This is a genomic window from Leclercia adecarboxylata (genome assembly GCF_006874705.1).
Taxonomy (GTDB): Bacteria; Pseudomonadota; Gammaproteobacteria; order Enterobacterales; family Enterobacteriaceae; genus Enterobacter; species Enterobacter adecarboxylatus_C.
Genome location: NZ_CP035382.1, coordinates 263,307 through 289,111, shown reverse-complemented (window position 1 = coordinate 289,111; position 25,805 = coordinate 263,307). Strand labels below are relative to the sequence as shown.

22 protein-coding genes and 1 pseudogene are annotated in these 25,805 nt (G+C 58.0%); 16 read left to right on the top strand and 7 right to left on the bottom strand.

The genetic code is table 11. The annotated features are described in order from the left end of the window. Positions 1-61 precede the first annotated feature (61 nt). Together mdtQ and ES815_RS02425 are read left to right on the top strand one after the other, a co-directional pair. Positions 62-1,480, top strand: a complete 1,419-nt coding sequence (gene mdtQ, locus ES815_RS02430; RefSeq protein ID WP_142486468.1) for a multidrug resistance outer membrane protein MdtQ — start codon at positions 62-64, stop codon at positions 1,478-1,480. A 49-nt stretch (positions 1,481-1,529) separates the two neighbouring features. Then, positions 1,530-2,303, top strand: a complete 774-nt coding sequence (locus ES815_RS02425; RefSeq protein WP_142486467.1) for an SDR family oxidoreductase — start codon at positions 1,530-1,532, stop codon at positions 2,301-2,303. A gap of 1 nt (position 2,304) precedes the next feature. Here ES815_RS02425 and ES815_RS02420 read toward each other — a convergent pair whose 3' ends face one another. Continuing rightward, entirely contained in the window at positions 2,305-2,865 is a 561-nt protein-coding gene (locus ES815_RS02420; protein WP_142486466.1) for a DedA family protein, read from the bottom strand. Positions 2,866-3,019: 154 nt separating this feature from the next. Here ES815_RS02420 and ES815_RS02415 point away from each other — a divergent pair, with 154 nt between their 5' ends. Then, positions 3,020-3,607 carry a Yip1 family protein gene (locus ES815_RS02415; RefSeq protein ID WP_142486465.1) on the top strand — a complete coding sequence of 196 codons (588 nt, stop codon included), beginning with the start codon at positions 3,020-3,022 and terminating at the stop codon, positions 3,605-3,607. Positions 3,608-3,774: 167 nt separating this feature from the next. After that, entirely contained in the window at positions 3,775-4,695 is a 921-nt protein-coding gene (pbpG, locus tag ES815_RS02410) for a D-alanyl-D-alanine endopeptidase (RefSeq protein WP_142486463.1), read from the top strand. A 93-nt stretch (positions 4,696-4,788) separates the two neighbouring features. Here pbpG and ES815_RS02405 read toward each other — a convergent pair whose 3' ends face one another. Together ES815_RS02405 and dld are read right to left on the bottom strand one after the other, a co-directional pair. Next, positions 4,789-5,343, bottom strand: a complete 555-nt coding sequence (locus ES815_RS02405; protein ID WP_142486462.1) for a GNAT family N-acetyltransferase — start codon at positions 5,341-5,343, stop codon at positions 4,789-4,791. A 104-nt stretch (positions 5,344-5,447) separates the two neighbouring features. Next, the gene (gene dld / locus ES815_RS02400) at positions 5,448-7,205 is read right to left on the bottom strand and encodes a D-lactate dehydrogenase (protein WP_142486459.1); all 1,758 of its coding nucleotides are present in this window, start codon (positions 7,203-7,205) and stop codon (positions 5,448-5,450) included. A gap of 189 nt (positions 7,206-7,394) precedes the next feature. On the opposite strand from dld, the gene bglX reads away from it, so the two are divergent. The 5 genes from bglX to ES815_RS02375 all read left to right on the top strand — a co-directional run bounded on the left by bglX (position 7,395) and on the right by ES815_RS02375 (position 13,634). Then, entirely contained in the window at positions 7,395-9,692 is a 2,298-nt protein-coding gene (gene bglX, locus ES815_RS02395) for a beta-glucosidase BglX (RefSeq protein WP_142486457.1), read from the top strand. Positions 9,693-9,881: 189 nt separating this feature from the next. After that, complete coding sequence (locus ES815_RS02390) at positions 9,882-10,799, top strand: ABC transporter substrate-binding protein (protein ID WP_142486455.1); 918 nt, start codon at positions 9,882-9,884, stop codon at positions 10,797-10,799. A 15-nt stretch (positions 10,800-10,814) separates the two neighbouring features. Further along, positions 10,815-11,972, top strand: a complete 1,158-nt coding sequence (locus ES815_RS02385; RefSeq protein ID WP_312845892.1) for an ABC transporter permease — start codon at positions 10,815-10,817, stop codon at positions 11,970-11,972. Beyond that, positions 11,965-12,900: an ABC transporter ATP-binding protein gene (locus ES815_RS02380; RefSeq protein ID WP_142486453.1), complete on the top strand. Its 936-nt coding sequence runs from the start codon at positions 11,965-11,967 to the stop codon at positions 12,898-12,900. The genes ES815_RS02385 and ES815_RS02380 overlap by 8 nt, the downstream gene beginning before the upstream one ends. Beyond that, a complete protein-coding gene (locus tag ES815_RS02375) occupies positions 12,897-13,634 on the top strand; it encodes an ABC transporter permease (RefSeq protein ID WP_142486451.1) in 738 nt (245 codons plus the stop codon). The genes ES815_RS02380 and ES815_RS02375 overlap by 4 nt, the downstream gene beginning before the upstream one ends. Here ES815_RS02375 and ES815_RS02370 read toward each other — a convergent pair. Both ES815_RS02370 and mlrA read right to left on the bottom strand, forming a co-directional pair. Further along, positions 13,609-13,722 carry a protein YohO gene (locus ES815_RS02370; RefSeq protein ID WP_072036698.1) on the bottom strand — a complete coding sequence of 38 codons (114 nt, stop codon included), beginning with the start codon at positions 13,720-13,722 and terminating at the stop codon, positions 13,609-13,611. The two genes, ES815_RS02375 and ES815_RS02370, sit on opposite strands and share 26 nt — an antisense overlap. Positions 13,723-13,781: 59 nt before the next feature. Next, the gene (gene mlrA / locus ES815_RS02365) at positions 13,782-14,516 is read right to left on the bottom strand and encodes an HTH-type transcriptional regulator MlrA (protein WP_142486450.1); all 735 of its coding nucleotides are present in this window, start codon (positions 14,514-14,516) and stop codon (positions 13,782-13,784) included. Positions 14,517-14,733: 217 nt separating this feature from the next. On the opposite strand from mlrA, the gene ES815_RS02360 reads away from it, so the two are divergent. Genes ES815_RS02360 through ES815_RS02350 form a run of 3 tightly spaced genes read left to right on the top strand, consistent with a single transcriptional unit; the run spans position 14,734 to position 17,653 of the window. Continuing rightward, positions 14,734-16,419, top strand: coding sequence for a sensor histidine kinase (locus ES815_RS02360; RefSeq protein ID WP_142486448.1), 1,686 nt, complete (start codon positions 14,734-14,736; stop codon positions 16,417-16,419). Next, the gene (gene btsR / locus ES815_RS02355; protein WP_106995315.1) at positions 16,416-17,135 is read left to right on the top strand and encodes a two-component system response regulator BtsR; all 720 of its coding nucleotides are present in this window, start codon (positions 16,416-16,418) and stop codon (positions 17,133-17,135) included. Before ES815_RS02360 ends, btsR begins: the two co-directional genes overlap by 4 nt. 47 nt (positions 17,136-17,182) lie before the next feature. Continuing rightward, positions 17,183-17,653, top strand: coding sequence for a DUF1456 family protein (locus ES815_RS02350; protein WP_142486446.1), 471 nt, complete (start codon positions 17,183-17,185; stop codon positions 17,651-17,653). A 120-nt stretch (positions 17,654-17,773) separates the two neighbouring features. On the opposite strand, the gene metG is transcribed toward ES815_RS02350, so the two are convergent. Beyond that, complete coding sequence (gene metG / locus ES815_RS02345) at positions 17,774-19,807, bottom strand: methionine--tRNA ligase (protein WP_142486444.1); 2,034 nt, start codon at positions 19,805-19,807, stop codon at positions 17,774-17,776. A gap of 165 nt (positions 19,808-19,972) precedes the next feature. Between metG and apbC the strand changes: the two genes are divergently transcribed. Then, positions 19,973-21,082, top strand: a complete 1,110-nt coding sequence (gene apbC / locus ES815_RS02340; RefSeq protein ID WP_142486443.1) for an iron-sulfur cluster carrier protein ApbC — start codon at positions 19,973-19,975, stop codon at positions 21,080-21,082. 84 nt (positions 21,083-21,166) lie between these two features. Here apbC and ES815_RS02335 read toward each other — a convergent pair whose 3' ends face one another. Continuing rightward, complete coding sequence (locus ES815_RS02335) at positions 21,167-21,499, bottom strand: RcnB family protein (protein ID WP_142486441.1); 333 nt, start codon at positions 21,497-21,499, stop codon at positions 21,167-21,169. A 502-nt stretch (positions 21,500-22,001) separates the two neighbouring features. On the opposite strand from ES815_RS02335, the pseudogene ES815_RS02330 reads away from it, so the two are divergent. The 3 genes and pseudogenes from ES815_RS02330 (at position 22,002) to ES815_RS02320 (ending at position 25,787) form a co-directional block, all read left to right on the top strand. Beyond that, a pseudogene (locus ES815_RS02330) lies at positions 22,002-23,140 on the top strand (polysaccharide export protein). Continuing rightward, positions 23,140-23,604: a protein tyrosine phosphatase gene (locus ES815_RS02325; protein WP_285130262.1), complete on the top strand. Its 465-nt coding sequence runs from the start codon at positions 23,140-23,142 to the stop codon at positions 23,602-23,604. The pseudogene ES815_RS02330 and the gene ES815_RS02325 overlap by 1 nt, the downstream one beginning before the upstream one ends. Further along, on the top strand, positions 23,586-25,787 hold the full coding sequence (locus tag ES815_RS02320; RefSeq protein WP_142486438.1) for a polysaccharide biosynthesis tyrosine autokinase: 2,202 nt from the start codon (positions 23,586-23,588) through the stop codon (positions 25,785-25,787). Before ES815_RS02325 ends, ES815_RS02320 begins: the two co-directional genes overlap by 19 nt. Positions 25,788-25,805 lie beyond the last annotated feature (18 nt).

The window sequence follows — 25,805 nt, the reverse complement described above, 5'->3', positions numbered from 1 at the left end:
CCTAAAAAAATGAAGCGCAGCGGGCGTATTTTGCCCCCTTCTTTTTTATGTGAATAACCTGATGAAACCTTCACGTTTTTACTGTTTCTGCCTGCCTCTTTCTCTTTTTCTGGTTGCCTGCGCCTCTCAACACGATACGGCGGCATCGCTTAATCAACAGCTCCCCGTCGCGAACATAGAGTCCGGACTGGCGACCGGCCAGTGGCCGAAAAATGCATGGTGGGAAGCGTTTCACGATCCGCAGCTGACTGCCCTGATCGTCAAAGCGCAGGCCGACGCGCCGGATATGCAAATTGCCCGTCAGCGCATTGCCCTTGCCGAAGCCCAGGCCAAAATGGCGATGGCCGCCGACGGCCCGGAGGTGGATTTCTCTGCCGATGCCGAGCGGCAAAAAATGTCCGCAGAAGGGCTGATGGGCCCCTTTGCGATTACCGATCCGGCGGCCGGTACCACCGGCCCCTGGTATACCAACGGCACCTTTGGCTTAACCGCTGGCTGGGATCTGGATTTATGGGGCAAAAACCGCGCCCAGGTTGAGGCCCGCATCGGCAAGGTCAACGCCCAACAGGCGGAGCTGCAACAGACCCGCCAACTGCTCGCCACCAGCGTCGCGCGTCTCTACTGGGAGTGGCAGACTCAGGCTGCGGTCGGGAAGGTATTAACCGCCATCAAGCAGGAGCAGGATAATATTATTCGTACCGATCGGGAGCTCTACCAGCATGGGATCACCTCCTCCGTGGAAGGGGTCGAAACCGACATCAATGCCAGTAAAACCGAGGAGCGGCTGGCGGAGGTGAGCGGCAATATGAAAGCCATTGCCGCGCGCCTGGAAGCCCTCACCAATACCCCGTCGATAACCCTCACCCCGCAGGCCTTACCCGCCGTCGAGACGAAGTTGCCTGCCTCGCTGGGCTACGAACTGCTGGCCCGACGCCCCGATCTGCAGGAAGCCCACTGGTACATCGAAGCGTCTCTGCATGAGGTCGATGCGGCGAAAGCAGCGTTCTATCCCGATGTGAATCTGATGGCGTTTCTGCAACAGGATGCGCTGCACTTAAGCGATCTGTTCCGCTCCTCGGCGCAGCAGATGGGCGTCACCGCCGGCCTGACCCTGCCGATTTTTGACAGCGGACGCCTGAATGCCAACCTCGATATTGCCCAGGCGCAGAGCAATCTGTCGATAGCGAACTACAACAAAGCGGTGGTGGAGGCGGTGAATCAGGTGACCCGGACCGCAAGTGAAGTCGAAACGCTAATGGCGAAAAACCAGCATCAGCAGAGCGTTGAGGCCGATGCCGCGCGGGTGGTAGCTCTGGCGCAGGCGCGTTACAGAGCGGGGATTATCGCCGGTACCCGCGTCAGCGAGGCCAGAATACCCGCCCTGCAGGAACACCTCGCCGGACTCACGCTGCAGGGGCAGTATATCGATGCCACCCTGCAACTCACCTCGGCGCTGGGTGGCGGCTATCAGCACGGGTAGAAAACGAGAATTATCTATACTTACCTCTTTGTGGTTTCAGGAGGTGAGTATGGGTTCAACCAATCGTGTGGCTATTGTGACGGCATCGGATTCGGGGATCGGCAAAACCACGGCGCTGATGCTGGCGGAGCGTGGGTTTGATATCGGCGTAACCTGGCATTCGGATGAAGAAGGGGCGATGAAAACCTGTCGTGAGATCGAGGCGCGGGGGCAGCGGGCAGAGGCCATCCAGCTGGATCTCAGCCAGCTGCCGGACGGGGCTAAGGCGATCGAGAGGTTAATTGAGCGCTTCGGACGTATCGACGTGCTGGTCAATAACGCCGGGGCGATGGTCAAAGCGTCGTTTCTGGAGATGGAGTACGACCAGTGGCGATCCATTTTTAGCGTCGATGTGGATGGCGCTTTTCTCTGCTCGCAGATTGCCGCCCGGCAGATGGTTAAGCAGGGCGAGGGGGGACGGATCGTCAACATCACCTCGGTACATGAGCATACCCCGCTGCCGGATGCCAGCGCTTACACTTCGGCCAAGCATGCCCTCGGCGGCCTGACCAAGTCGATGGCGATGGAGCTGGTGCATCACAATATTCTGGTCAACGCCGTCGCACCCGGGGCCATCGCTACGCCAATGAACGACATGGATGACAGCGAAGTGGAGCCGGGATCCATGCCGAATATCCCGCTGGCAAGGCCCGGGCACACCAAAGAGATCGCCAGCCTGGTGGCCTGGCTGTGCGACAGCGACGCCAGCTACGCCACCGGACAATCCTTTATTGTCGATGGCGGTTTTATGCTGGGCAATCCGCAGTTTAAGCCGGCGGAGTAAGTTAGCTGCGATCCCGGCGTCTGAGCCACCAGCGTATCGCGACGACCAGCACCAGCACCAGGATCAGCCAGATCCAGTGGCGCAGGTGCTGGTTGAGCGAATGCAGCCACGGCTCCAGCACTTCACCACCGACGTAGCCTAAGGTGGTGAAGATCAACGCCCAGGCGATAGCGCCAACAATGTTCAGCGGCAGGAAAATTTTCGGCGGCAGGCGACTGGCGCCGATCAGCAGCGGGCCAATGATACGGAAACCGTACATAAAGCGGGTGCCAATGACAAACAGGTAAGGATGACGCTGGATCAGCTGTTGGGCGCGGTCGATTTTCTTCTGATGGCGGGAAAAACGGCGCAGGATCGTCGGACCAAACCGCACCCCAACCAGGTAGAGCAGCTGGTCACCGATCATCCCGCCCAGCGCCACGGCGGCCACCACCAGCGGAAAACGTAATAATCCCTGATGCGCCGCCACGCCACCCAGCAGGGTGATGGTTTCGCCTTCCGCTATGCTGCCAATGACCAACGCGGCATAGCCATACTGTGCAATGAGAGTATTGATATCCATGGGGTAAGCGTAGCCTCCCTGAGAAACTCTGCATAATCATACACTCCGACATTCAACGAACCGTCAACCGCCATTTCTTGCGCTGTACAAAAAATAATCTCAGGCCTGCATTATACTTGAGTTATCGCTAGCGGGCCGACAACAAGGGGGCGTTATGAACCATGTCTGGGGACTCTTTTCCCATCCCGATCGTGAAATGCATGTGATCAGAGGCGAAAACGAAACGGTCAGTCATCACTATACCCACCACGTGTTGCTGATGGCCGCCGTGCCGGTGATTTGCGCGTTTATTGGTACCACGCAAATTGGCTGGGATTTTGACGACGGCAACATCGTAAAACTCTCGTGGATGACCGGCCTGGCGCTGGCGGTCGTGTTTTATGCCCTGATGCTGGCAGGTGTGGCGGTGATGGGCCGGGTGATTTACTGGATGGCGCGCCGGTATCCGCAGCGGCCTTCGCTGACGCACTGCATGGTGTTCGCCGGTTACGTGGCGACGCCGCTGTTTCTGAGCGGGATTGTGGCGCTTTATCCGATAGTCTGGCTGTGCGCGCTGGTGGGGACGCTGGCACTCTTTTATACCGGCTATCTGCTCTATATCGGTATTCCTACCTTCCTGAGTATCAACAAAGAAGAGGGCCGAAGCTTCTCCGGCTCGACGCTCGCCATCGGCGTGCTGTTGCTGGAAGTGCTGCTGGCGCTGACGGTTATTCTTTGGGGTTATGGATACCGTCTCTTCTGACGTCACTGCATTGCTGGCGTAATTGCCAGCAATGCAGCATCTGTTCACGATTAACTACTGGTAGCAAGGCATCCGGACGGCTATGATGCCTTAGCCAGCCCGCGTTCGCGCCATGACCCGGGCGGTGTACGTTATTACGTGCATGAATAATTATCAGAAATCTCACCATGCTGAAATTCCGCGTTTCTTTACTGAGTCTTGCGCTGTTGCTGGCTGTGCCAGTGGCGACCCCGGCGATCGCCAAACCTGCCGCTGTGGCTACGGCGGCACAGCCGGAGATTGCCTCCGGTAGCGCTATGATCGTCGATCTGAATACCAACAAAGTGATCTATTCCAGCCACCCGAATCTGGTGCGCCCGATCGCTTCGATTACCAAATTAATGACCGCGATGGTGGTGCTGGATGCCCGACTGCCGCTGGATGAAAAACTGCGCGTCGATATCAGCCATACGCCGGAGATGAAAGGGATCTACTCCCGCGTGCGTCTGAACAGTGAAATCAGCCGCAAAAATATGCTGCTGCTGGCGCTGATGTCTTCGGAAAACCGCGCCGCGGCAAGCCTCGCGCACCACTATCCGGGCGGCTATGACGCGTTTATCCGGGCGATGAATGCGAAGGCGAAGGCGCTGGGGATGGTGCAGACGCACTTTGTGGAGCCAACCGGCCTGTCGATTCATAACGTCTCGACGGCGCAGGATCTGACGAGACTGCTGATCGCTACCAAACAGTATCCGCTGCTCGGTCAGCTCAGCACCACCCGCGAAGAGATGGCAACCTTCTCGAACCCGGCGTATACCCTGCCGTTTCGTAATACCAACCATCTGGTCTACCGCGACAACTGGAATATCCAGCTGACCAAAACCGGCTTTACCAATGCCGCGGGCCACTGTCTGGTGATGCGTACGGTCTTTAATGGCAAGCCGGTGGCGCTGGTGGTGATGGATGCCTTTGGCAAATATACCCACTTTGCCGATGCCAGCCGTCTGCGTACCTGGATTGAAACCGGGAAGGTGCAGCCGGTACCGGCCGCGGCCCTGAGCTATAAAAAGCAGAAGGCCGCCCAGATGGCGACCGCGCAAAACGATTGAGTCGTTTGTAATCGCCCGGCGGCGCTTTGCTTGCACGGGCCTACGGGTTGTGTTGGCCGGGTAAGCGCAGCGCCACCCGGCACATACCACATGTTACTCCGGCAGCGTCCAGTCACCGTCGTTGAGGGGGCGCTGCAAAATCAGCGTATCGCGCCAGTCACCTTTCTTGTATCCCACGCTTCTTAGCTGTCCCGCCACTTCGAATCCGTGCTTTTTATGCAGGCGTAAGGAACCGGCATTGTTGGGCCCGTCCCCGACGATAGCGATCATCTGCCGCCACGGCCCCTCTTCACTGCGGGCAATCAGGGCGCTCAGCAGCGCGCTGCCAAAGCCGCGCCCGGGCGTGCTGGCCTCGACGTAAATCGACTCCTCAATGGTGTAACGGTACCCGGGGCGGGGGCGATAGTGGGTGGCATAACAGTAGCCCACCACAATCCCCCGATAGAGCGCCACCAGCCACGGCAAACCCTGGCTGGTCACCGCGTTCATACGCTGGCGCATTTCGTCTACGGTAGGGGGAACCTCTTCAAAGGATGCGCGACCGTGAAGGACGTGCCAGGCGTAAATGCCAGCAATGGCATGCGCGTCCTCCGCCTCAGCATCGCGAACCTGTACGTCAGTTTCAGAGAAAGTTTCAACAGCCGACATAATATGTCCGCTCCTCATCAAAAAAAGCCAGAGAAAAAGTTTCTCTGGCGACCCGTGGCTACTCTAGTACGATTTGTATGGGCTTAACAGCGGGCCCAATCTGGCTAACTGGTTTGATCAGTAGCTTGCAGGTCATTACTCACTGTTTCAGGTTCCCCTTCCCAGTTTTTATGCTTGGTTGTTTTGCCAATGCCCGGGTTCATGCTGTTTGTCGGGTCGTTGGCGCGATAAAACTGCTTTAATGCGGGCGGGGCTTCGTAAATGTGACCGACATTATGTTCCGCCGGATATTGCGCGCCGCGCGCCTGTAGCAGCGTCAGCATCTGCGCCTTCAGGGCGTGGGCATCGACCCCTTTTTTGACGATGTAATCCTGATGGAAGACGTAACACATAAAGTGGCCGTAATAGAGCTTATGCACCAGCTGGCTGTCGATCTCCGGCGGCAGCTTCTCGAACCAGTCGGTGTCGTTGCGGCGCAGGGCGATGTCCAGGGCCAGAATGTCCTCCACCTCGTCGGCGTGCACCGCCTGATAGCGGATCGCGGCCCCGGCAGCGGCAAAGCGGTGTAAAAAGGCCTTGCTGCCCTCTTCAGGCGTACAGGCGAAGAAATCGCCCTCGGCGGTTTTAAAGAATTCGCTCAGCCAGCTCTGCGCTTCGGCAATACCGTCGCCCGCCATCTTCAACAGCAGGTGATGCTCGTACTTATCCCGCCAGCTTTTCATCCGCGGCGGCAGGTGCGCCGGGAAGGCGTTGCCCAGCTTTTGCATAAAGCGGTCGGTAAAGTGCGGCTTAAACAGCGACACCTTCTCCAGCATCGCATCGGTGCGTCCCTTCATGGTGAAGAAGAAAGGCATCTTGTCGGTGCCGAGCTTGTCGATCATCAGGAAGGTATCTTTGCCGTAGCGTTCGGCAATGTCGTAAATATCCCGGTGCATATACTCACCCGCGACCGGCAGGTGGGTGAACTCCCCGAGAATGTGGCGACGGATGGTGGTCAGCACTTCAGGCTGGTTGGTGCCGATGTAGAACACCTGCTGGCGTTTCTCGGCCGGGAAGGTGTCGAGGCGCACGGCGAAAACCGCCAGCTTGCCCGCGCAGCCGGACGATTCAAACAGGCGATCCGGGTCGGCGTTATAGCGCGCCGGGGTGTCGGCGTCGATCTCACGCACGCGGGTAATGTAGTCATGGTCGTGGGCGTGGCGTCCGTCGTGCAGCACATCGCTGTCCTTGACGCGATCGTCATCCAGCTTGCTGAGGATCTGCTCCGGCGTGACGCCCAGATCGATACCCAGATGGTTCACTAAAGTCAGCTTGCCCTGCTCATCAATGCGGGCGAACAGCGACATTTCAGTGTAGGCCGGGCCGCGCTGTACCAGCGAGCCGCCGGAGTTGTTGCAGATCCCGCCGATCACCGAGGCGCCAATACAGGATGAACCAATCACCGAATGCGGCTCCCGGCCCAGCGGCTTCAGCGCCTTTTCCAGGGAGTAGAGCGTGGTGCCCGGGTAGGCCAGCACCTGCTCGCCCTTGTCCAGCAGATGCAGCTTGTCGAGGCGCAGGGTGCTGATAATCACAATGTCGCGGTCGTAATCGTTGCCGTTCGGCGTGGAGCCTTCGGTCAGGCCGGTATTCGCCGCCTGCATCAGAATAATTTTGTCCGCCGCCACGCAGGCGCTGAGCACCCGCCACAGCTCCAGCAGGGTGCCCGGGAACACCACCGCCAGCGCGTCTCCTTGTCCGGAGCGAAAGCCCTTGCGGTAGCGGGCGGTTTTCGCGGCGTCGGTCAGCAGGTGCGCAGGCCCCACCAGTCGCGTCAGGTCATTAATAAAGTCGGTGTTATTGTGCGGTTGTTCAAAAGACATCATCCACCCCTTGTGGTCAGTCGAATACGTCGTCCAAAATCATAGCGCGATTAATGTTTAAGCGAACCAGTATTCACCAGAAAAATCAGAGAATAAACCCTGCAAGGTTCACAGGGTTTATGGCACACTGCGCTTTTCGTACGGTCTGGCCGCGACTATCCGGCGGTTATTGATGAGAGAGTAAACGAGATGAAATGGCTTTGTTCTGTAGGTGTAGCTGTGAGTCTGGCGCTGCAACCCGCGCTGGCTGACGACCTGTTTGGCAATCATCCGCTGACGCCGGAAGCCCGCGACGCCTTTGTCACCGATCTGCTTACGAAGATGTCGGTCGATGAGAAAATCGGCCAGCTGCGTCTGATCAGCGTCGGGCCGGATAATCCGAAAGAAGCCATTCGCGAGATGATTAAAAACGGGCAGGTGGGGGCGATCTTCAACACCGTCACCCGTCAGGACATCCGCAAAATGCAGGATCAGGTGATGGAACTCAGCCACCTGAAAATCCCGTTATTCTTCGCCTATGACGTGGTCCACGGCCAGCGTACCGTCTTCCCGATTAGCCTTGGCCTGGCCTCCTCCTTTAACCTCGAGGCGGTGAAAACCGTCGGCCGCGTGTCAGCCTATGAAGCGGCGGACGACGGTCTGAACATGACCTGGGCGCCAATGGTAGACGTCTCCCGCGATCCGCGCTGGGGCCGCGCCTCGGAAGGCTTCGGGGAAGATACTTACCTGACCTCGACCATGGGTAAAACCATGGTTGAAGCGATGCAGGGCAAAAGCCCGGCCGATCGCTACTCGGTGATGACCAGCGTTAAGCACTTCGCCGCCTATGGCGCAGTGGAGGGCGGGAAGGAGTACAACACCGTCGACATGAGCCCGCAGCGCCTGTTTAACGACTACATGCCGCCGTACAAAGCCGGTCTTGATGCCGGGAGCGGCGCGGTGATGGTGGCCCTGAACTCCCTGAACGGCACGCCTGCGACCTCGGATTCCTGGCTGCTGAAAGACGTGCTGCGCGACCAGTGGGGCTTTAAGGGCATCACCGTTTCCGACCACGGGGCGATTAAAGAGCTGATCAAGCACGGCACGGCCTCTGACCCGGAAGACGCGGTGCGGGTGGCGCTGAAGTCCGGCATCAACATGAGCATGAGCGACGAGTACTACAGCAAGTACCTGCCGGGTCTGGTGAAGAGCGGTAAGGTCACTATGGCCGAGCTGGACGACGCCACGCGCCACGTGCTGAACGTGAAGTATGACATGGGGCTGTTTAACGATCCGTACAGCCACCTGGGGCCAAAAGAGTCCGACCCGGCAGACACCAACGCCGAAAGCCGTTTACATCGTAAAGAAGCCCGCGACGTGGCGCGCGAAAGTCTGGTGCTGTTGAAAAACCGTCTGGACAGGCTGCCGCTGGCAAAATCCGGTACCGTGGCAGTGGTTGGGCCGCTGGCTGACAGCAAGCGCGACGTGATGGGCAGCTGGTCAGCGGCCGGCGTGGCCGATCAGTCCGTGACCGTGTTGACCGGCATTAAAGACGCGCTGGGCGACAAGGGCAAAGTGATTTACGCCAAAGGCGCTAACGTCACCAGCGACAACGACATCGTCACCTTCCTCAACCAGTATGAAGAGGCGGTGAAGGTCGATCCGCGCCCGGCGCAGGAGATGATCGACGAGGCAGTTAACGCCGCGAAGCAGTCCGACGTGGTAGTGGCCGTAGTGGGTGAAGCCCAGGGCATGGCCCATGAGGCCTCCAGCCGCACCGATATTACCCTGCCGCAGAGCCAGAAGGCGCTGATTGCCGCACTGAAAGCCACCGGGAAACCGCTGGTGCTGGTGCTGATGAACGGTCGCCCGCTGGCGCTGGTTGACGAGAACCAGCAGGCTGACGCGATTCTGGAGACCTGGTTCGCCGGTACCGAAGGCGGTAACGCCATTGCCGACGTGCTGTTTGGCGATTACAACCCGTCGGGCAAACTGCCGATGTCCTTCCCGCGCTCTGTCGGGCAGATCCCGGTGTACTACAGCCACCTCAACACTGGCCGTCCGTACAATGCGGATAAACCGAACAAATACACCTCGCGCTATTTCGACGAAGCGAATGGCCCGCTCTATCCGTTTGGCTATGGCCTGAGCTACACCACCTTCACCGTTTCCGACGTGAAAATGTCGGCTCCGACGATGAAAGCGGACGGTAACGTCACCGCCAGCGTCGAAGTGACCAACAGCGGCAAACGCGAAGGGGATACGGTGATCCAGATGTACGTTCAGGATGTCACCGCCTCCATGAGCCGTCCGGTGAAACAGCTGCGTGGCTTCGAGAAGGTGCACCTGAAACCCGGCGAAACCAAAACCGTCAGCTTCCCGATTGACGTGGATGCGCTCAAGTTCTGGAATCAGCAGATGAAATACGCCGCCGAGCCAGGCAAGTTCAACGTCTTTATCGGCGTCGACTCTGCCCGGGTGAACAAGGGCGAGTTCGAGCTGCTGTAAATAACGTCCGGCAGTAAGGTAAAAGCACAGCGGTAACCTCCGGGTTACCGCTTTTTTTGTCAGCCCCCAAAGGTACATCTCCACCCGGCAATACGCTAATACGCCTCGCACCGCGCTAAAACCCCGCTTATCGACTACGCTTTTCTCTCAAGCCACTGAAAACGGCGGCAAAATAATGAGGAAAGTGGGATGACTATCTTAAAGGGGATTGTTGGCTCAACGGCGCTGCTGGCGGCGTTGAGCCTGCCTTTGCAGGCAGCAGAGCCGGTAAAGGTCGGGTCAAAAATTGATACGGAAGGCGCGCTGCTCGGCAACATCATTTTGCAGGTGCTGGAGAGTCACGGCGTAAAAACCGTTAATAAAGTGCAGCTGGGCACCACCCCGGTGGTCCGCGGGGCTATCACCTCCGGCGAGCTGGATATCTACCCGGAATACACCGGCAACGGGGCCTTCTTCTTTAAAGATGAAAATGACCCGGCGTGGAAAAATGCAAAGAACGGATATGAGAAAGTCAAAAAGCTCGACGCCGAGCAGAACAAGCTGATATGGCTTACCCCGGCGCCGGCCAACAACACCTGGACCATCGCGGTACGCAAGGACGTGGCGGAGAAAGGTAAACTCACTTCCCTCGACGATCTCAGCCGCTACCTGAAAGAGAAGGGCGATTTCAAACTGGCCGCCTCGGCGGAGTTTATTGAGCGCCCGGACGCGCTTCCGGCCTTTGAAAAAGCCTACGACTTCAAGCTTGACCAAAGCCAGCTGCTGTCGCTGGCCGGCGGCGATACCGCGGTCACCATCAAAGCAGCAGCCCAGCAAACTTCGGGCGTGAATGCCGCGATGGCCTATGGCACCGACGGCCCGGTAGCGGCGCTGGGTCTGCAAACCCTCACCGATCCAAAAGGCGTTCAGCCGATCTATGCGCCGACGCCGGTCGTGCGCGAAGCGGTGCTGAAGGCTTACCCGGAGCTGGACGCGTGGCTGAAGCCGGTATTTGCAAGTCTGGATGAGAAAACCCTGCAACAGCTGAATGCCAGCATTGCAGTGGAGGGGCTGGATGCCAAAAAAGTGGCGGCAGATTACCTGAAGCAAAAGGGGCTGGTGAAGTAGCCCCGGGATAGCGCTGTGCCGATAAGATGCCATAACCGCGTCCTGCTGCTGCTGACGATGATTGCCCTGGCAGCGGGCGCGTTACCTTTCGTCAATTTCGCCCCTAACCGGCTGGTGTCCGGGGAGGGGCGCGCCCTCTGGCAGGTGTGGTCGTTTTCTCCTGCGCTGCTGCTGTTACCGCTGTGCCTGCTGATTGGGTTAACCGTTGCCCGCGGACGCTGGGCGCTGGCGGCGACGCTGGTGGCGTGCGAACTGCTGTTCGCCGCGCTGGTCTGGAGCGCCGGGCTGGCGGCATCCCACCTCGCCAGCAGCGAAAGTCCGCTGGCGCGCACTGCGGTGGGCAGCGGCCTGTGGTTGTGGCTGGCGCTCTGCCTGCTGGCCTGCAGCGATGCCATCCGTCGTCTCAGCCCGCAGCCGCTCTGGCGCTGGCTGCTACAGGTGCAAATCTGGATCCTGCCGCTGCTGCTGTTATTCAGCGGCGAGCTCAACAGCCTCTCCCTGTTGAAAGAGTATGCCAACCGCCAGGATGTCTTTAACGCGGCCCTCGCGCAACATCTGACCCTGCTGATAGGTACCCTGGTTCCGGCGCTGCTGATCGGCGTGCCGCTGGGGATCCTCTGTTATCGTCGCCCGCCGACGCAGGGGGCGGTGTTTGCGGTATTGAACGTCATTCAGACCGTGCCCTCCGTGGCGCTGTTCGGCCTGCTGATTGCCCCGCTCGCCGGGCTGACCCGTGCCTGGCCATGGCTGTCGTCGCTGGGGATTGCCGGGACCGGCATGACTCCGGCGCTGATCGCGCTGGTGCTCTATGCCTTGCTGCCGCTGGCGCGCGGGGTAGTGGCAGGGCTGAGCCAGGTTCCCACCGAGGTGCTGGAGAGCGCCGATGCGATGGGGATGAATGCCCGGCAGCGCTTCTGGCAGATCCAGCTCCCGCTGGCGCTACCGGTACTGCTGCGCGGCCTGCGGGTGGTGGCGGTACAGACGGTAGGGATGGCGGTCATCGCGGCATTAATCGGTGCCGGGGGCTTTGGCGCGCTGGTGTTCCAGGGGCTGCTGAGCAGCGCGCTGGATCTGGTGCTGCTGGGCGTGATCCCGACCATCGTGCTGGCAGTGGTGGTGGATGCGCTCTTTGCCCTGTGGATCGCCCTGCTGCGAAGGAGAACCGATGATTGAATTTCATGATGTAAACAAAACCTTTGCCGGGGAGCCCGCGGTCAGCGATCTGAACCTGACCTTTGCCGAGGGGGCTTTTTCGGTGCTGATAGGCACCTCGGGGTCGGGCAAATCGACCACCCTGAAGATGATCAACCGGCTGGTGGAGCACGACAGCGGCCTGATCCGCTTTGCCGGGCAGGAGATCCGCAGCCTGCCGGTGCTGGAGCTGCGTCGGCGGATGGGCTATGCCATTCAGTCCATCGGACTGTTTCCGCACTGGACGGTGGCGCGCAATATCGCCACCGTGCCGCAGCTGCAAAAATGGCCCCGGCAAAAAATCAACGATCGGGTGGATGAGCTGATGGCGCTACTCGGGCTGGAGCCGGCGCTGCGCGAACGCTACCCGCATCAGCTCTCCGGCGGACAGCAGCAGCGGGTGGGGGTGGCTCGCGCCCTGGCCGCTAACCCGGAGGTGCTGCTGATGGATGAACCCTTTGGCGCCCTCGATCCGGTGACCCGCAGCGCGTTGCAGCTGGAGATGACTCGCATCCACCGCATCCTGGGCCGCACCATTATTCTGGTCACCCACGATATCGACGAGGCCCTGCGGCTGGCGGACCAGCTGGTGCTGATGGATCACGGCAGGGTGGTGCAGCAGGGAACACCGCTGACCCTGCTGACCCAGCCCGGGAATGGGTTCGTGCGCGAGTTTTTTGGCCGCAGCGAGCTGGGCGTGCGCCTGCTGTCGCTGCGCACGGTGGGTGAATCGATGCGCCGGGAAATCGCACCGGGCGAGGAAACCCCGCTGCGGGCGTCCATGAGCCTGCGGGATGCGCTCTCGGCCTTTGTCAGTAGCGGCTGTGAAAGCCTGCCGGTGGTGGACGACCAGGACAGGCCCTGCGGCACGCTCTGGTTTCGCGATCTGCTGGCCCGGGAGGCGTCATGAGGCGATTACGCGATCCGCTCCTGTGGCTGGTATTGTTGTTCGTGGCGCTGCTGCTGGTGATGCCCTACAGCGCGCCGCTGTTCAGCGCGCTGTTTCCCGAACTGCCGCGCCCGGTCTATCAGCAGGAGAGTTTCGTTAGCCTGACTCTGTCCCATTTCTGGCTGGTGGGAATATCGAGCCTGATAGCGATCGTGCTGGGTGCCGGGGCCGGGATTGCCGTCACGCGTCCGGCTGGCCGCGAGTTTCGCCCGCTGGTGGAGACAATCGCCGCGGTCGGGCAGACCTTTCCGCCGGTGGCGGTGCTGGCGATTGCGGTGCCGGTGATGGGGTTTGGACAACAGCCCGCGATTATCGCGCTGATCCTCTACGGAGTGTTGCCGATTTTGCAGGCGACGCTGGCGGGGCTGGCGTCAGTGCCCGCAGCGGCCATCAGCGTGGCAGAGGGGATGGGGATGAGCGGCTGGCAGCGGCTGCGTAACGTTGAGCTGCCGCTCGCCGCGCCGGTCATGCTGGCCGGGATCCGCACCTCGGTAATCATTAATATCGGGACGGCGGCCATTGCCTCGACGGTAGGCGCCAACACGCTGGGGACGCCGATCATCATCGGCTTAAGCGGTTTTAATACGGCCTATATTATCCAGGGTGCGCTGCTGGTGGCGCTGGCGGCGATTGTGGTGGATCGCGCGTTTGAGCGGCTGGCGCGGAGACTCAGCCGACACCGCCACGGACAATAAACGAATATCCGGCCAGCATCACGCCCCCAATACCGCTAACGGCCATGAGAAAGAACAGGGTGATAACCGCGACTTTGGTTGCCTTCATAATGTGCTCCTGATGTTAACAGAGCGATTATACGGTGAAGCACGGCTGTTAATGAACCATTAATTGCCTTTTAGCGGGAACACGGGATAGCCATGCGCCTGCCACTGGGTGAGCTGCTGCTCCTGCGCCGCCGTGGGTGACTCGCCGCACCAGACCAGCAGCGTCTGTCCATCAAACAGCTCCGGGCGCAGCTGCACCAGCGAGTGTGCCAGCACGTCGACGCGCCAGCCATCCTGCGCGGCAATCCACGCCTCCAGCCAAAGGCGGGTGGTATCCTGCACGTTCCAGCCAACAACCAGCGCATCCTTGCTGTTCTTCTTTCGCGCGGAGGCCAGACAGATGCAGATGTAGTTGATCAGCACCCCATCGAGTGCACTTAGCAGCGCCTGCAGGGTAGGCTGCTGCGACTGTAAACGTCGGCGTAACGGAATAAACAGGTGCGAAATTAACGTTTGCGCAGGGTATTCGCTCCCGCGCTCCTTGAGCCAGACGCGCAGGCGATGCAGATGGCCGGACTGCAGGTAACGCAGCAGCACCTCCTGCTGTTCGCGCCAGATGTCCTGCTCCTCCTGACCCTCCGGGCTCAGTAGCGTTTTAACCTTACCGACCTGAACGCCGTTATCGATCCAGCCCTTGATCTCACGGATGCGGTCGATATCCGCATCGGTAAACAGCCGGTGTCCGCCGTCGGTTCGCTGTGGTTTGAGTAATCCGTAACGTCGTTGCCATGCGCGTAACGTTACAGGATTGATATCACACAGGAGTGCCACTTCCCCAATCGTGTAGAGCGCCATGTTATCCCCCGGCTTGCACATACCCAGATTAAATGTAGACGCAGAATGCCGAACCAGGAAGGATCCCTCTTTTTTTGCCCTGTGAATGTGAATTTCAGATTACATTGGGCGAAAGGTGTGATGCCTGGCACGAAAACACATTTTTATCCTTATGCTGCCAGGAAAGTTAACGCGCTTCGGTGTATGTTACGCGGTTTTACAGTTGTGGTTTGTGGGCATGTACGAATTTAATCTGGTGTTGCTGCTGCTTCAGCAGATGTGTGTGTTTCTGGTCATCGCGTGGCTGATGAGTAAAACACGCCTGTTCATCCCCCTGATGCAGGTCACCGTTCGCCTGCCGCACAAGCTGCTCTGCTACGTCACCTTCTCCATCTTCTGCATTCTCGGCACCTATTTGGGCCTGCATATTGAAGACTCCATCGCCAACACCCGTGCGATTGGCGCGGTGATGGGCGGCCTGCTCGGCGGCCCGGTGGTCGGCGGGTTGGTGGGGCTGACCGGGGGGCTGCACCGCTACTCGATGGGTGGAATGACGGCCCTGAGCTGTATGATCTCGACCATCGTCGAAGGGCTGCTCGGCGGTCTGATCCACAGCGTGATGGTCCGGCGCGGTCGCCCGGATAAAGTCTTTAGCCCGCTCACCGCGGGGATGGTCACCCTGGTTGCCGAGCTGGTGCAGATGCTGATCATTTTGCTGATCGCCCGTCCGTTCGAGGATGCCCTGCATCTGGTCAGCAGCATTGCCGCGCCGATGATGGTCACCAACACCGTGGGTGCCGCGCTGTTCATGCGCATTCTGCTCGACAAGCGGGCCATGTTTGAAAAGTACACCTCCGCCTTTTCCGCCACCGCGCTGAAGGTCGCAGCCTCGACGGAGGGGATCCTGCGCCAGGGCTTCAATGAAGAGAACAGCATGAAGGTGGCCCAGGTGCTGCATCAGGAGCTGGATATCAGCGCCGTCGCTATTACCGATCGCGAAAAACTGCTGGCCTTTACCGGCACCGGGGACGATCACCATCTTCCCGGCAGGCCCATTTCGTCCACCTATACGCTTCGCGCCATTGAGACTGGCGAGGTCGTCTACGCCGACGGTAACGAAGTGCCGTACCGCTGCTCTCTGCACCCGCAGTGTAAGCTGGGTTCGACGCTGGTGATCCCGCTGCGCGGTGAAAATCAGCGGGTGATGGGCACCATCAAACTGTACGAAGCGAAAAACCGCCTGTTCAGCTCCATCAACCGTACCCTGGGGGAGGGGATCGCCCAGCTGCTCTCCGCGCAGATCCTTGCCGGGCAGTACGAGCGGCAGAAGGCGCTGCTGACCCAGTCGGAGATCAAGCTCCTGCACGCCCAGGTCAACCCGCATTTTCTGTTTAACGCGCTGAACACCCTGAAGGCGGTGATCCGCCGTGACAGCGAGCAGGCGACGCAGCTGGTGCAGTTTCTCTCGACCTTTTTCCGCAAGAACCTGAAACGGCCGTCGGAAATCGTCACCCTTGCCGATGAGATCGAGCATGTGAACGCCTATCTGCAAATTGAACAGGCCCGGTTCCAGTCGCGCCTGCATGTCACGCTCTCGGTACCGGACGAACTGGCCTGGCAGCAGCTACCGGCCTTTACCCTGCAGCCGATCGTAGAGAATGCGATCAAGCACGGCACCTCGCAGCTGCTGGGCACAGGAGAAATTGCCATTACCGCCAGCCGCTTCAACCGCTATCTGGTGCTGGATATTGAAGATAACGCCGGGCTTTATACCTCTGCAAAAGAGGGCGGCGGCCTGGGGATGGGGCTGGTGGATAAACGGCTGCGCGCCCATTTCGGTGAGGACTGCGGCATCACCGTGGCCTGCGAGCCCGACAGCTTTACCCGCATAACCTTAAGACTGCCTCTGGAGGAACCCGCATGATGAACGTGCTGATTGTCGATGATGAGCCTTTGGCGCGGGAAAACCTGCGGTTTTTGCTGCAGGAGCAGAGCGATATCGAGATTGTGGGGGAGTGCGCCAACGCCATCGAAGCCATCGGGGCGGTGCACAAGCTGCGCCCCGACGTGCTGTTTCTGGATATTCAGATGCCGCGCATCAGCGGCCTGGAGATGGTAGGGATGCTCGACCCGGAACATCGCCCCTACATCGTGTTTCTCACCGCCTTTGACGAATATGCGGTCAAAGCCTTTGAAGAGCATGCGTTTGACTATCTGCTGAAACCCATCGAAGAGCAGCGGCTGGAAAAGACACTGAATCGCCTGCGCCAGGAGCGCAACGTGCAGGACGTGTCCCTGCTGGCGGAACACCAGCAGCCGCTGAAGTTTATCCCCTGTACCGGCCACAGCCGCATTTATCTGCTGCAGATGGACGACGTGGCCTTTGTCAGCAGCCGGATGAGCGGGGTGTTTGTCACCAGCGGTGAAGGCAAAGAGGGTTTTACCGAGCTGACGCTGCGCACCCTGGAGAGCCGCACGCCGCTGCTGCGCTGCCATCGCCAGTATCTGGTGAACATGGCGCACCTGAAAGAGATCCGCCTGGAAGAGAACGGTCAGGCCGAGCTGGTGCTGCGGGCCGGGCAGACGGTGCCGGTCAGTCGTCGCTACCTGAAGAGTTTGAAGGAGGCGATAGGGCTGTAAAACTGCTACACTGCGCGCCATAGCATCATCGACAGTTAAAGGCACACATGATTAGCAATGACATTCTTCGTAGCCTGCGCTACACCCTGAAAGCAAACAATAACGACATGGTGCGCATTCTTGCGCTTTCCAATATGGAATCCACGTCGGCAGGTTTCGATACCTGGATGACCAAAGAGGATGAGGACGGTTTTGTTCGCTGCCCGGACATTATCCTGTCAGGCTTCCTGAACGGTCTTATCTATGACAAGCGCGGCAAAGATAAGTCCGCGCCTGAACTGGCGCTTGAGCGCCGGGTGAACAACAACACGGTGCTGAAAAAGCTGCGTATCGCCTTTTCCCTGAAGACCGATGATATTCTGGCCATTATGACCGAGCAGAAATACCGCGTCTCGATGCCGGAAATCACCGCCATGATGCGCGCGCCGGATCATAAAAATTACCGCGAGTGCGGGGACCAGTTCCTGCGTAACTTCCTGCGCGGGCTGACCCATCGGGTGCATCACCCGAAAGCGTGATTTTTTTGCCCGGCGGCGCTGCGCTTGCACGGGCCAACGGGTTATGTAGGCCGGGTAAGGCGAAGCCGCCATCCGGCAAAAAGGCATAAAAAAAGCCGGATTTTAATCCGGCTTTTTCGTTTATTTCACCTGCTGACCAGGCTTCGCGCCTTCGTCAGGGCTTAACAGGAAGATATCCTTCCCGCCAGGGCCTGCGGCCATCACCATCCCTTCCGAGATGCCGAAGCGCATTTTACGCGGGGCCAGGTTGGCAACCATCACGGTCTGACGACCAATCAGCACCTGCGGGTCCGGATACGCTGAACGGATGCCGGAGAAGACGTTACGCTTCTCGCCGCCCAGATCCAGCGTCAGGCGCAGCAGCTTGTCAGAGCCTTCCACAAACTCAGCGTTTTCGATCAGCGCCACGCGCAGGTCGACTTTAGCGAAATCGTCAAAGCTGATGGTCTCCTGAATCGGATCGTCCGCCAGCGGGCCAGTTACCGGCGCGGCTGCGGCCTTCACTTCTTCTTTAGAGGCGTCAACCAGAGCTTCAACCTGCTTCATCTCGATGCGGTTGTACAGCGCCTTGAAGGCGTTCAGCTTATGGCCGAGCAGCGGTTGGTTAATGCTGTCCCAGCTCAGTTCGGTATTCAGGAACGCTTCGGTACGCGCGGCCAGCTGCGGCAGAACCGGCTTCAGATAAGACATCAGTACGCGGAACAGGTTGATACCCATGGAGCAGATTGCCTGCAGGTCGGCATCGCGGCCTTCCTGTTTCGCCACAACCCACGGGGCCTGCTCGTCAACGTAGCGGTTAGCCAGATCGGCCAGGGCCATGATCTCACGTACCGCTTTGCCGAACTCGCGGCTTTCCCAGGCTTCGCCAATCACGGTAGCCGCGTCGGTGAAGGTTTTGTACAGGGCTGGATCTGCCAGTTCAGCCGCCATCACCCCGTCAAAACGTTTGGCGATAAAGCCCGCGTTACGGGAGGCCAGGTTCACCACTTTGTTAACGATGTCGGCGTTGACACGCTGGACGAAATCTTCCAGGTTCAGGTCGATGTCGTCAATGCGGGAAGAGAGCTTCGCCGCGTAGTAGTAGCGCAGGCTGTCGGCGTCAAAGTGGTTCAGCCAGGTGCTGGCCTTGATGAAGGTGCCGCGTGATTTGGACATCTTCGCGCCGTTCACCGTTACATAGCCGTGCACGAACAGGTTGGTTGGCTTGCGGAAGCCGCTGCCTTCCAGCATGGCAGGCCAGAACAGGCTGTGGAAGTAGACAATGTCTTTGCCGATGAAGTGATACAGCTCGGCGTCGGAATCTTTTTTCCAGTATTCGTCGAAGCTGGTGGTGTCGCCGCGCTTGTCGCACAGGTTCTTGAAGGAGCCCATGTAACCGATAGGCGCATCCAGCCAGACGTAAAAGTATTTGCCCGGCGCGTTCGGAATTTCAAAGCCGAAGTACGGCGCATCGCGGGAGATATCCCACTGCTGCAGACCGGACTCAAACCACTCCTGCATCTTGTTCGCCACCTGCTCCTGCAGCGCACCGCTGCGGGTCCACGCCTGCAGCATTTCGCTGAACGACGGCAGGTCGAAGAAGAAGTGCTCGGAGTCACGCATCACAGGGGTTGCGCCGGATACCACGGACTTCGGCTCAATCAGCTCGGTCGGGCTGTAGGTCGCGCCGCACACTTCGCAGTTATCGCCATACTGATCCGGAGATTTACATTTCGGGCAGGTGCCTTTCACAAAACGGTCCGGCAGGAACATGCCTTTTTCCGGATCGTAGAGCTGAGAGATAGTGCGGTTTTTAATAAAACCGTTCTCTTTCAGACGGGTGTAGATCAGCTCCGACAGCTCGCGGTTCTCGTCGCTGTGCGTGGAGTGATAGTTGTCGTAGCTGATGTCGAAGCCAGCAAAGTCCGTCTGATGCTCCTGACTCATATCAGCAATCATCTGCTCCGGGCTGATACCAAGCTGCTGTGCTTTCAGCATGATTGGCGTGCCGTGTGCATCGTCTGCACAGATGAAGTTTACCTGATGGCCGCGCATTCGCTGGTAACGGACCCAGACATCAGCCTGGATATGCTCCAGCATGTGGCCGAGGTGGATTGAGCCGTTAGCGTACGGCAGAGCGCACGTCACCAGAATTTTTTTCGCGACTTGAGTCATAGTAGGTATTACTTCTTTTATCTGTAAAAAGGGTTTTTGATGTTACCCGAAAGGTAATAACTACGCCAAGTGATAAGGGCATTAATCCGTAAATGAATAATTGCTGTCTCTGGGGTAAACTTTGTAGTTACATGTCTTTTTCAGAACAACTACAAAGGAGTCGGGATGAGTTCTCAATCCCAGGCCAAATCACCGGAAGCCTTGCGTGCAATGGTCGCCGGGACGCTGGCTAATTTTCAGCACCCCACCCTGAAGCACAATCTCACCACGCTGAAAGCGTTACATCATGTGGCGTGGCTGGATGACACTCTGCATGTCGAACTGCAGATGCCGTTCGTCTGGAACCACGCGTTCGAGACGCTGAAAGAGGAAACCAGCGCTGAGTTGCTGCGCATCACCGGGGCGAAGGCGATTGACTGGAAATTGTCCCACGCCATCGCCACCCTGAAGCGGGTGAAGAACCACCCGGGCATTAACGGCGTGAAGAATATTATTGCCATCAGCTCCGGCAAGGGTGGGGTGGGTAAATCCTCCACCGCCGTGAACCTGGCGCTGGCACTGGCCGCCGAAGGGGCGAAGGTCGGTATTCTGGATGCCGATATCTACGGTCCGTCGATCCCGAACATGCTGGGCGCGGAAAATCAGCGTCCGACCTCGCCGGATGGCACCCATATGGCGCCGATCATGGCCTATGGTCTGGCGACCAACTCGATTGGTTATCTGGTGACCGATGACAACGCCATGGTGTGGCGCGGGCCGATGGCCAGCAAAGCGCTGATGCAGATGTTGCAGGAGACCATGTGGCCGGATCTCGATTATCTGGTGCTGGATATGCCGCCGGGTACCGGTGACATTCAGCTGACGCTGGCGCAGAACATCCCGGTGACCGGGGCGGTAGTGGTCACCACGCCGCAGGACATCGCGCTGATCGACGCCAAAAAAGGCATCGTGATGTTCGAGAAGGTTGAGGTGCCGGTGCTGGGCGTGGTCGAAAACATGAGCATGCACATCTGCAGCAACTGTGGTCATCACGAGGCGATCTTTGGCGCAGGCGGGGCGGAGAAGCTGGCGGCGCAATATCACACCCAGCTGCTGGGCCAGATGCCTCTGCACATTACGCTGCGTGAAGATCTCGACAGCGGGAAGCCGACCGTGGTTAACCGTCCTGAAAGTGAGTTTGCTGAGATGTACCGCCAGCTGGCGGATCGCGTCGCGGCAAAGCTTTACTGGCAGGGGGAAGTGATCCCGGCCGACATCGCGTTCCGCGCGGTGTAACACGTGCCCGGCGGAGCTTCGCTTGCGCGGGCCTGAAGGTAGGGTAGGCCGGGTAAGCGCAACGCTACCCGGCACAATAAGCGATTAACGGTGGTAGAAGATATCGCCGTTATACGCTTTGTAGATCTTGCCGTCGGTGTCGCCGACCAGCACGTAGTTCTCACCCATATAGGTCCAGTGCGTGCCAGCCTGCGGTTCAGGCAGGTTGCGCAGTTTAAATTGCTTGATGGTGTACTCAGGTGTCAGATACTGCGCCGGCGCGAAATCACCAATCTTGAATTTCGTAAAATCGGCTACAAACTCCTGTTCCTCATAGGCCTGGATGCCAGAGGGTGCCGCTGCGGCTTGTGGTGCAGCAAAGGCCGCGCTCGCCAGTGACATCAGTACGCCCAGAAGTAGAATTTTACCTTTCGTCATTTTTTCTCCAGATTAACCATGGCCATCACTCTTGGTCTGCTGTTTCGTGACCGAGCAACAGATAGACATATTTTATGTTTTGCCGGCTGGCTGGGTGCGTAAAAAATGTAACAAATCAACACATCCCTTCACCTGTTGGGGCGGCTTTAATTATTTTTACCATGAATATAATATTATTTAAACGTTATATTATCGATGGTTTCTTTTATAAAATCCGAAACAAACCTCCACTGCTAATATAGTCGTATCCGGACTATGTTATTTCTTTTCGGGAATGATTATGATACGGCTTAATTCATTGATGCTGTTTTTGTTTTTCTCCAATTTAAAGAAGTGACCAGACAATGTTCAGCCCGGCTGGTGCGTTTCTTCTGTCAGGTTATTTTTATTATAACTTTCTGATGTTGCTCTGTATTTTTAATATTGAGTACCTGTGGTTATTATTGGAAGTTATCCAGAAAATAATGGGCTATTAACAAAATTCATAGAGTGTTATTTATTAATGACCATATCATTCCGCACCGGAGCGGGGTTTTTTGTCGCCCTGTTATTGGCAGGTTGCACAATTACGCCCGGCCAACATATAAATACTTCTGGAAAAAATAACGTTGCTGTTGCCGACAATCCGCTTGATTTGGATAAAAAGTGGATGTCTGGCCGTTAACGCCGTCCGTCATTGAACAGCTGCGGGGCGAACGCGAGAAATCTCAGGCAAATCCGAATCTGGATGAAGAATTAAAGCGCTGGGAATACCGGATTGGCCCCGGGGACGTGCTGATGATCACCGTCTGGGATCACCCGGAACTGACCACCCCAGCGGGTCAGTACCGCAGCGCCAGCGACACCGGTAACTGGGTGGGCGCGGACGGTACGCTCTTCTATCCCTATGTCGGTAAACTCCATGTTGCAGGTAAAACTCTGGCCCAGGTGCGCAAAGAGATCACCGCCCGGCTGGACAGGGTGATTGAAAGCCCGCAGGTCGATGTCACTATTGCGGCGTTCCGGTCGCAAAAAGCGTATGTAACCGGCGAAGTGGTGAAATCGGGACAACAGCCGATTACCAATATTCCGCTGACCATTATGGATGCCATTAACGCGGCGGGTGGTCTTTCGCCAGATGCAGACTGGCGCAATGTGGTGCTGACCCATGATGGCAAAGATACGCGGATTTCGCTGTATGCCCTGATGCAGCACGGCGATCTGACACAAAACAGGCTGCTCTGGCCGGGCGACATTCTGTTTATCCCGCGCAACGACGCCCTGAAAGTCTTTGTTATGGGCGAGGTGATAAAACAGAGTACCCTCAAGATGGATCGCAGCGGCATGACGCTGGCAGAAGCGTTAGCCAGCGCCGGCGGTCTGAATCAGGACATGGCTGATGCATCCGGCATCTTCGTGATCCGCTCCACCTCCGGTAAAAGCCGTGACGGCAAAATTGCGCGTATCTGGCAGCTGAACGCCCGCGACGCGTCTGCCATGGTGCTCGGCACAGAATTTCTGCTCCAGCCCTACGATATTGTTTACGTGACCACGGCGCCAGTCTCGCGCTGGAATCGGGTGGTGGCACAGCTGGTTCCGACCATCAGCGGCGTGCACGATCTGACGGAAACCGTGCGCTTTATTAAGTCGTGGCCCGAATAATGATTCAATCCATTCTGGTCGTTTGCACAGGAAATATTTGCCGCTCACCCATTGGTGAGCGGCTTTTACAGCAGAAGCTACCCACCTTTACCATCGCCTCGGCGGGCATCTGCGGCCTCGCCGGACGCCCGGCAGATGCCCATGCGCAGAAAATTGCAGCCATGTATGGCGTATCGCTGGCGGATCACGTTGCACGCCCGCTGACGGCGGCAATGATGCGGGAATACGATCTCATCCTTGCCATGGAGTCAGCACAGATTAATCGGATCTCGCTCATTGCACCGGAGATGCGCGGCAAAGCCTTACTGTTTGGGCAATGGCTAAGGGAGCAGGACATTCCCGATCCGTACGGTAAAAGCATGGAAGCGTTTGAATATGTTTTTCGCCTGCTTGGCGAAGCGAGTCAGGAATGGGCCAACCGACTTACAGTTAAGGGATTATGTACATGTCGTCGAAAAGCGTAAATGCACAGGGTTATTCAGTGGATAATCATGAGCTGGATCTGGCGCGTCTTCTGGGAGAGTTAATCGATCATCGCGTATGTATTTTTAGCTGTACGCTACTTTTTACGTTGTGTGGGGTGTTGTACGCGTTATTTGCCTCACCGTTATATATCGCTGATGCGATGGTGCAAATTGAAGATAAGCAGCAGAACAGCCTGCTTAAATCGTTAAACCAACTTTCGCCCACCTTATCATCCGATTCGTCCGCCGAAATTCCGCTACTGAAATCCCGCATGATCCTCGGTGAAACCGTGAAGGCGTTGCGCTTGCGGGATGAGGTAACCCCGATCCGTTTTCCCTTGATTGGGGAGGGCTGGGCCAGGCTGACCGGCCAGCAACCCGCTATCCTGAGGCTGGACAGGTTGACGCTGCCTCCCGGGCAGGGCAAAGCGATGTCGCTTACGATCACCGCCGAAGACAACGGAAAATATCTGCTGGAAGGAGCAGGGTTGAGCCTACAGGGGACGGTCGGCACGTTGGTACAACGTGCCGGGGTGACGATACGGGTCAGTGAAATGTCGGCTCCCCCCGGAACACGTTTCCGGGTGCAACAGCGCACGCAGCTTGAGGCCATCAATGCCCTGAGCCGTCAGTTTAGCGTCACGGCGCAGGGTAAAGAGAGTGGCATGCTGACGTTGAGCCTGACGGGTACCGATCCCGTCCGGATCGCCAGCACGCTGAACCATATTGCTGAGAGCTATCTGCATCAGAACATTGCCCGACAGGCTGCACAGGACTCACAAAGCCTGGACTTTCTCCAGCGTCAGATGCCGCAGGTGCGCGGTGAACTGGAGCAGGCAGAGGAACGGCTGAACAGCTATCGCAAACAGCGCGATTCGGTGGATTTATCGCTGGAGGCCAAAGCCGTGCTGGAGCAGATCGTCAATGTCGACAACCAGCTGAACGAGCTGACCTTCCGCGAAGCAGAAGTGTCGCAGCACTTTAAAAAAGACCACCCGACCTATCGGGCGCTGCGTGAAAAACGCCAGACGTTAGAGAGCGAGCGGGAGCGGCTGAATAAACGGATAGGGACGATGCCGTCCACACAGCAGGAGATCCTGCGTCTCAGCCGTGACGTCGATTCTGGCCGGGCGGTTTACCTTCAGCTTCTTACCCGGCAGCAGGAGCTCAACATCTCCCGCTCCAGCGCGATCGGCAACGTGCGCATTATCGATTCGGCGGTGACGCAGCCTGCGCCGATCAAACCACGCAAGGCGCTGATCGTGATTATCACGACCCTGTTTGGCTTCTGCGTCTCGGCAGGCGGAGTGCTGGCAAGATCGGCATTGCGGCACGGCATCAACGCTCCGGAACAGCTGGAAAAAGAAGGGATTAGCGTCTATGCCACTTTGCCCCATTCGGAATGGCTGCACGCTAAAACCCGGGTGGGGAACCGCTATTTCTTCCACTACTGCAAACGACACAAAACTCGCGACGTGCCCTTTTTACCGATAGACAGGCCGCTGGATAATTTTGTCGAAGCGGTGCGCGGGTTACGTACCAGCCTGCATTTCGCCATGATGGATGCCGAAAATAACATTCTGATGTTCAGTGGTCCTTCACAGGACTGTGGCAAAACGCTGGTCAGCACCTCGCTCGCGGCGCTGGTGACCCAGGTCGATCGGCGAGTGCTGTTTATCGATGCCGATATGCGTAAAGGCTACGTGCACAATATTTTTGGTCTGCGTAATGACGCCGGTCTGTCGGACATCCTGTCAGGGAAAGCGTCCTTCACTGAGGCGGTTCAGACTTACGCCAGCGGCCAGTTTGATGTAGTGACCTGCGGGCAATATCCACCTAACCCATCTGAGCTGCTGATGCATGACCGTTTTCGGGCGTTTATGACCTGGGCCAGCGAGCAGTACGACATGGTGATTGTTGATACTCCGCCTATTCTGGCGGTCACGGATGCCGCGCTGGTGGGCCGGATTGCGGCCTCCACGCTGCTGGTAGCACGGTTCAACGTTACCAGCGTCCGGGAGATGGCGGTCAGCCAGGGGCGCTTGCAGCAGATGGGGGTCAACATTAAAGGGGCAATCCTGAACGACGTCGTAAAGTCGGCGGCCAGCTATTATGCTTTTGGTTACGATGCGTATGGCTATTCCGCTGCGCAGAGCGAAAACGCGAAGAAAAAAGCGGGATAACGAGGGGATAAAGACCCG

Bases quoted from the DNA above. Each gene is read 5' to 3' on its own strand.
- ES815_RS02425 (WP_142486467.1), top strand. From the start codon at position 1,530: ATGGGTTCAACCAATCGTGTGGCTATTGTGACGGCATCGGATTCGGGG.
- pbpG (WP_142486463.1), top strand. From the start codon at position 3,775: ATGCTGAAATTCCGCGTTTCTTTACTGAGTCTTGCGCTGTTGCTGGCT.
- apbC (WP_142486443.1), top strand. From the start codon at position 19,973: ATGAGTTCTCAATCCCAGGCCAAATCACCGGAAGCCTTGCGTGCAATG.
- metG (WP_142486444.1), bottom strand. From the start codon at position 19,807: ATGACTCAAGTCGCGAAAAAAATTCTGGTGACGTGCGCTCTGCCGTAC.
- ES815_RS02420 (WP_142486466.1), bottom strand. From the start codon at position 2,865: ATGGATATCAATACTCTCATTGCACAGTATGGCTATGCCGCGTTGGTC.
- dld (WP_142486459.1), bottom strand. From the start codon at position 7,205: ATGTCTTTTGAACAACCGCACAATAACACCGACTTTATTAATGACCTG.
- ES815_RS02360 (WP_142486448.1), top strand. From the start codon at position 14,734: ATGTACGAATTTAATCTGGTGTTGCTGCTGCTTCAGCAGATGTGTGTG.
- ES815_RS02415 (WP_142486465.1), top strand. From the start codon at position 3,020: ATGAACCATGTCTGGGGACTCTTTTCCCATCCCGATCGTGAAATGCAT.
- ES815_RS02320 (WP_142486438.1), top strand. From the start codon at position 23,586: ATGTCGTCGAAAAGCGTAAATGCACAGGGTTATTCAGTGGATAATCAT.
- ES815_RS02370 (WP_072036698.1), bottom strand. From the start codon at position 13,722: ATGAAGGCAACCAAAGTCGCGGTTATCACCCTGTTCTTTCTCATGGCC.
- ES815_RS02335 (WP_142486441.1), bottom strand. From the start codon at position 21,499: ATGACGAAAGGTAAAATTCTACTTCTGGGCGTACTGATGTCACTGGCG.
- ES815_RS02405 (WP_142486462.1), bottom strand. From the start codon at position 5,343: ATGTCGGCTGTTGAAACTTTCTCTGAAACTGACGTACAGGTTCGCGAT.
- ES815_RS02375 (WP_142486451.1), top strand. From the start codon at position 12,897: ATGAGGCGATTACGCGATCCGCTCCTGTGGCTGGTATTGTTGTTCGTG.
- bglX (WP_142486457.1), top strand. From the start codon at position 7,395: ATGAAATGGCTTTGTTCTGTAGGTGTAGCTGTGAGTCTGGCGCTGCAA.
- ES815_RS02350 (WP_142486446.1), top strand. From the start codon at position 17,183: ATGATTAGCAATGACATTCTTCGTAGCCTGCGCTACACCCTGAAAGCA.
- ES815_RS02390 (WP_142486455.1), top strand. From the start codon at position 9,882: ATGACTATCTTAAAGGGGATTGTTGGCTCAACGGCGCTGCTGGCGGCG.
- btsR (WP_106995315.1), top strand. From the start codon at position 16,416: ATGATGAACGTGCTGATTGTCGATGATGAGCCTTTGGCGCGGGAAAAC.
- mlrA (WP_142486450.1), bottom strand. From the start codon at position 14,516: ATGGCGCTCTACACGATTGGGGAAGTGGCACTCCTGTGTGATATCAAT.
- ES815_RS02325 (WP_285130262.1), top strand. From the start codon at position 23,140: ATGATTCAATCCATTCTGGTCGTTTGCACAGGAAATATTTGCCGCTCA.
- mdtQ (WP_142486468.1), top strand. From the start codon at position 62: ATGAAACCTTCACGTTTTTACTGTTTCTGCCTGCCTCTTTCTCTTTTT.
- ES815_RS02380 (WP_142486453.1), top strand. From the start codon at position 11,965: ATGATTGAATTTCATGATGTAAACAAAACCTTTGCCGGGGAGCCCGCG.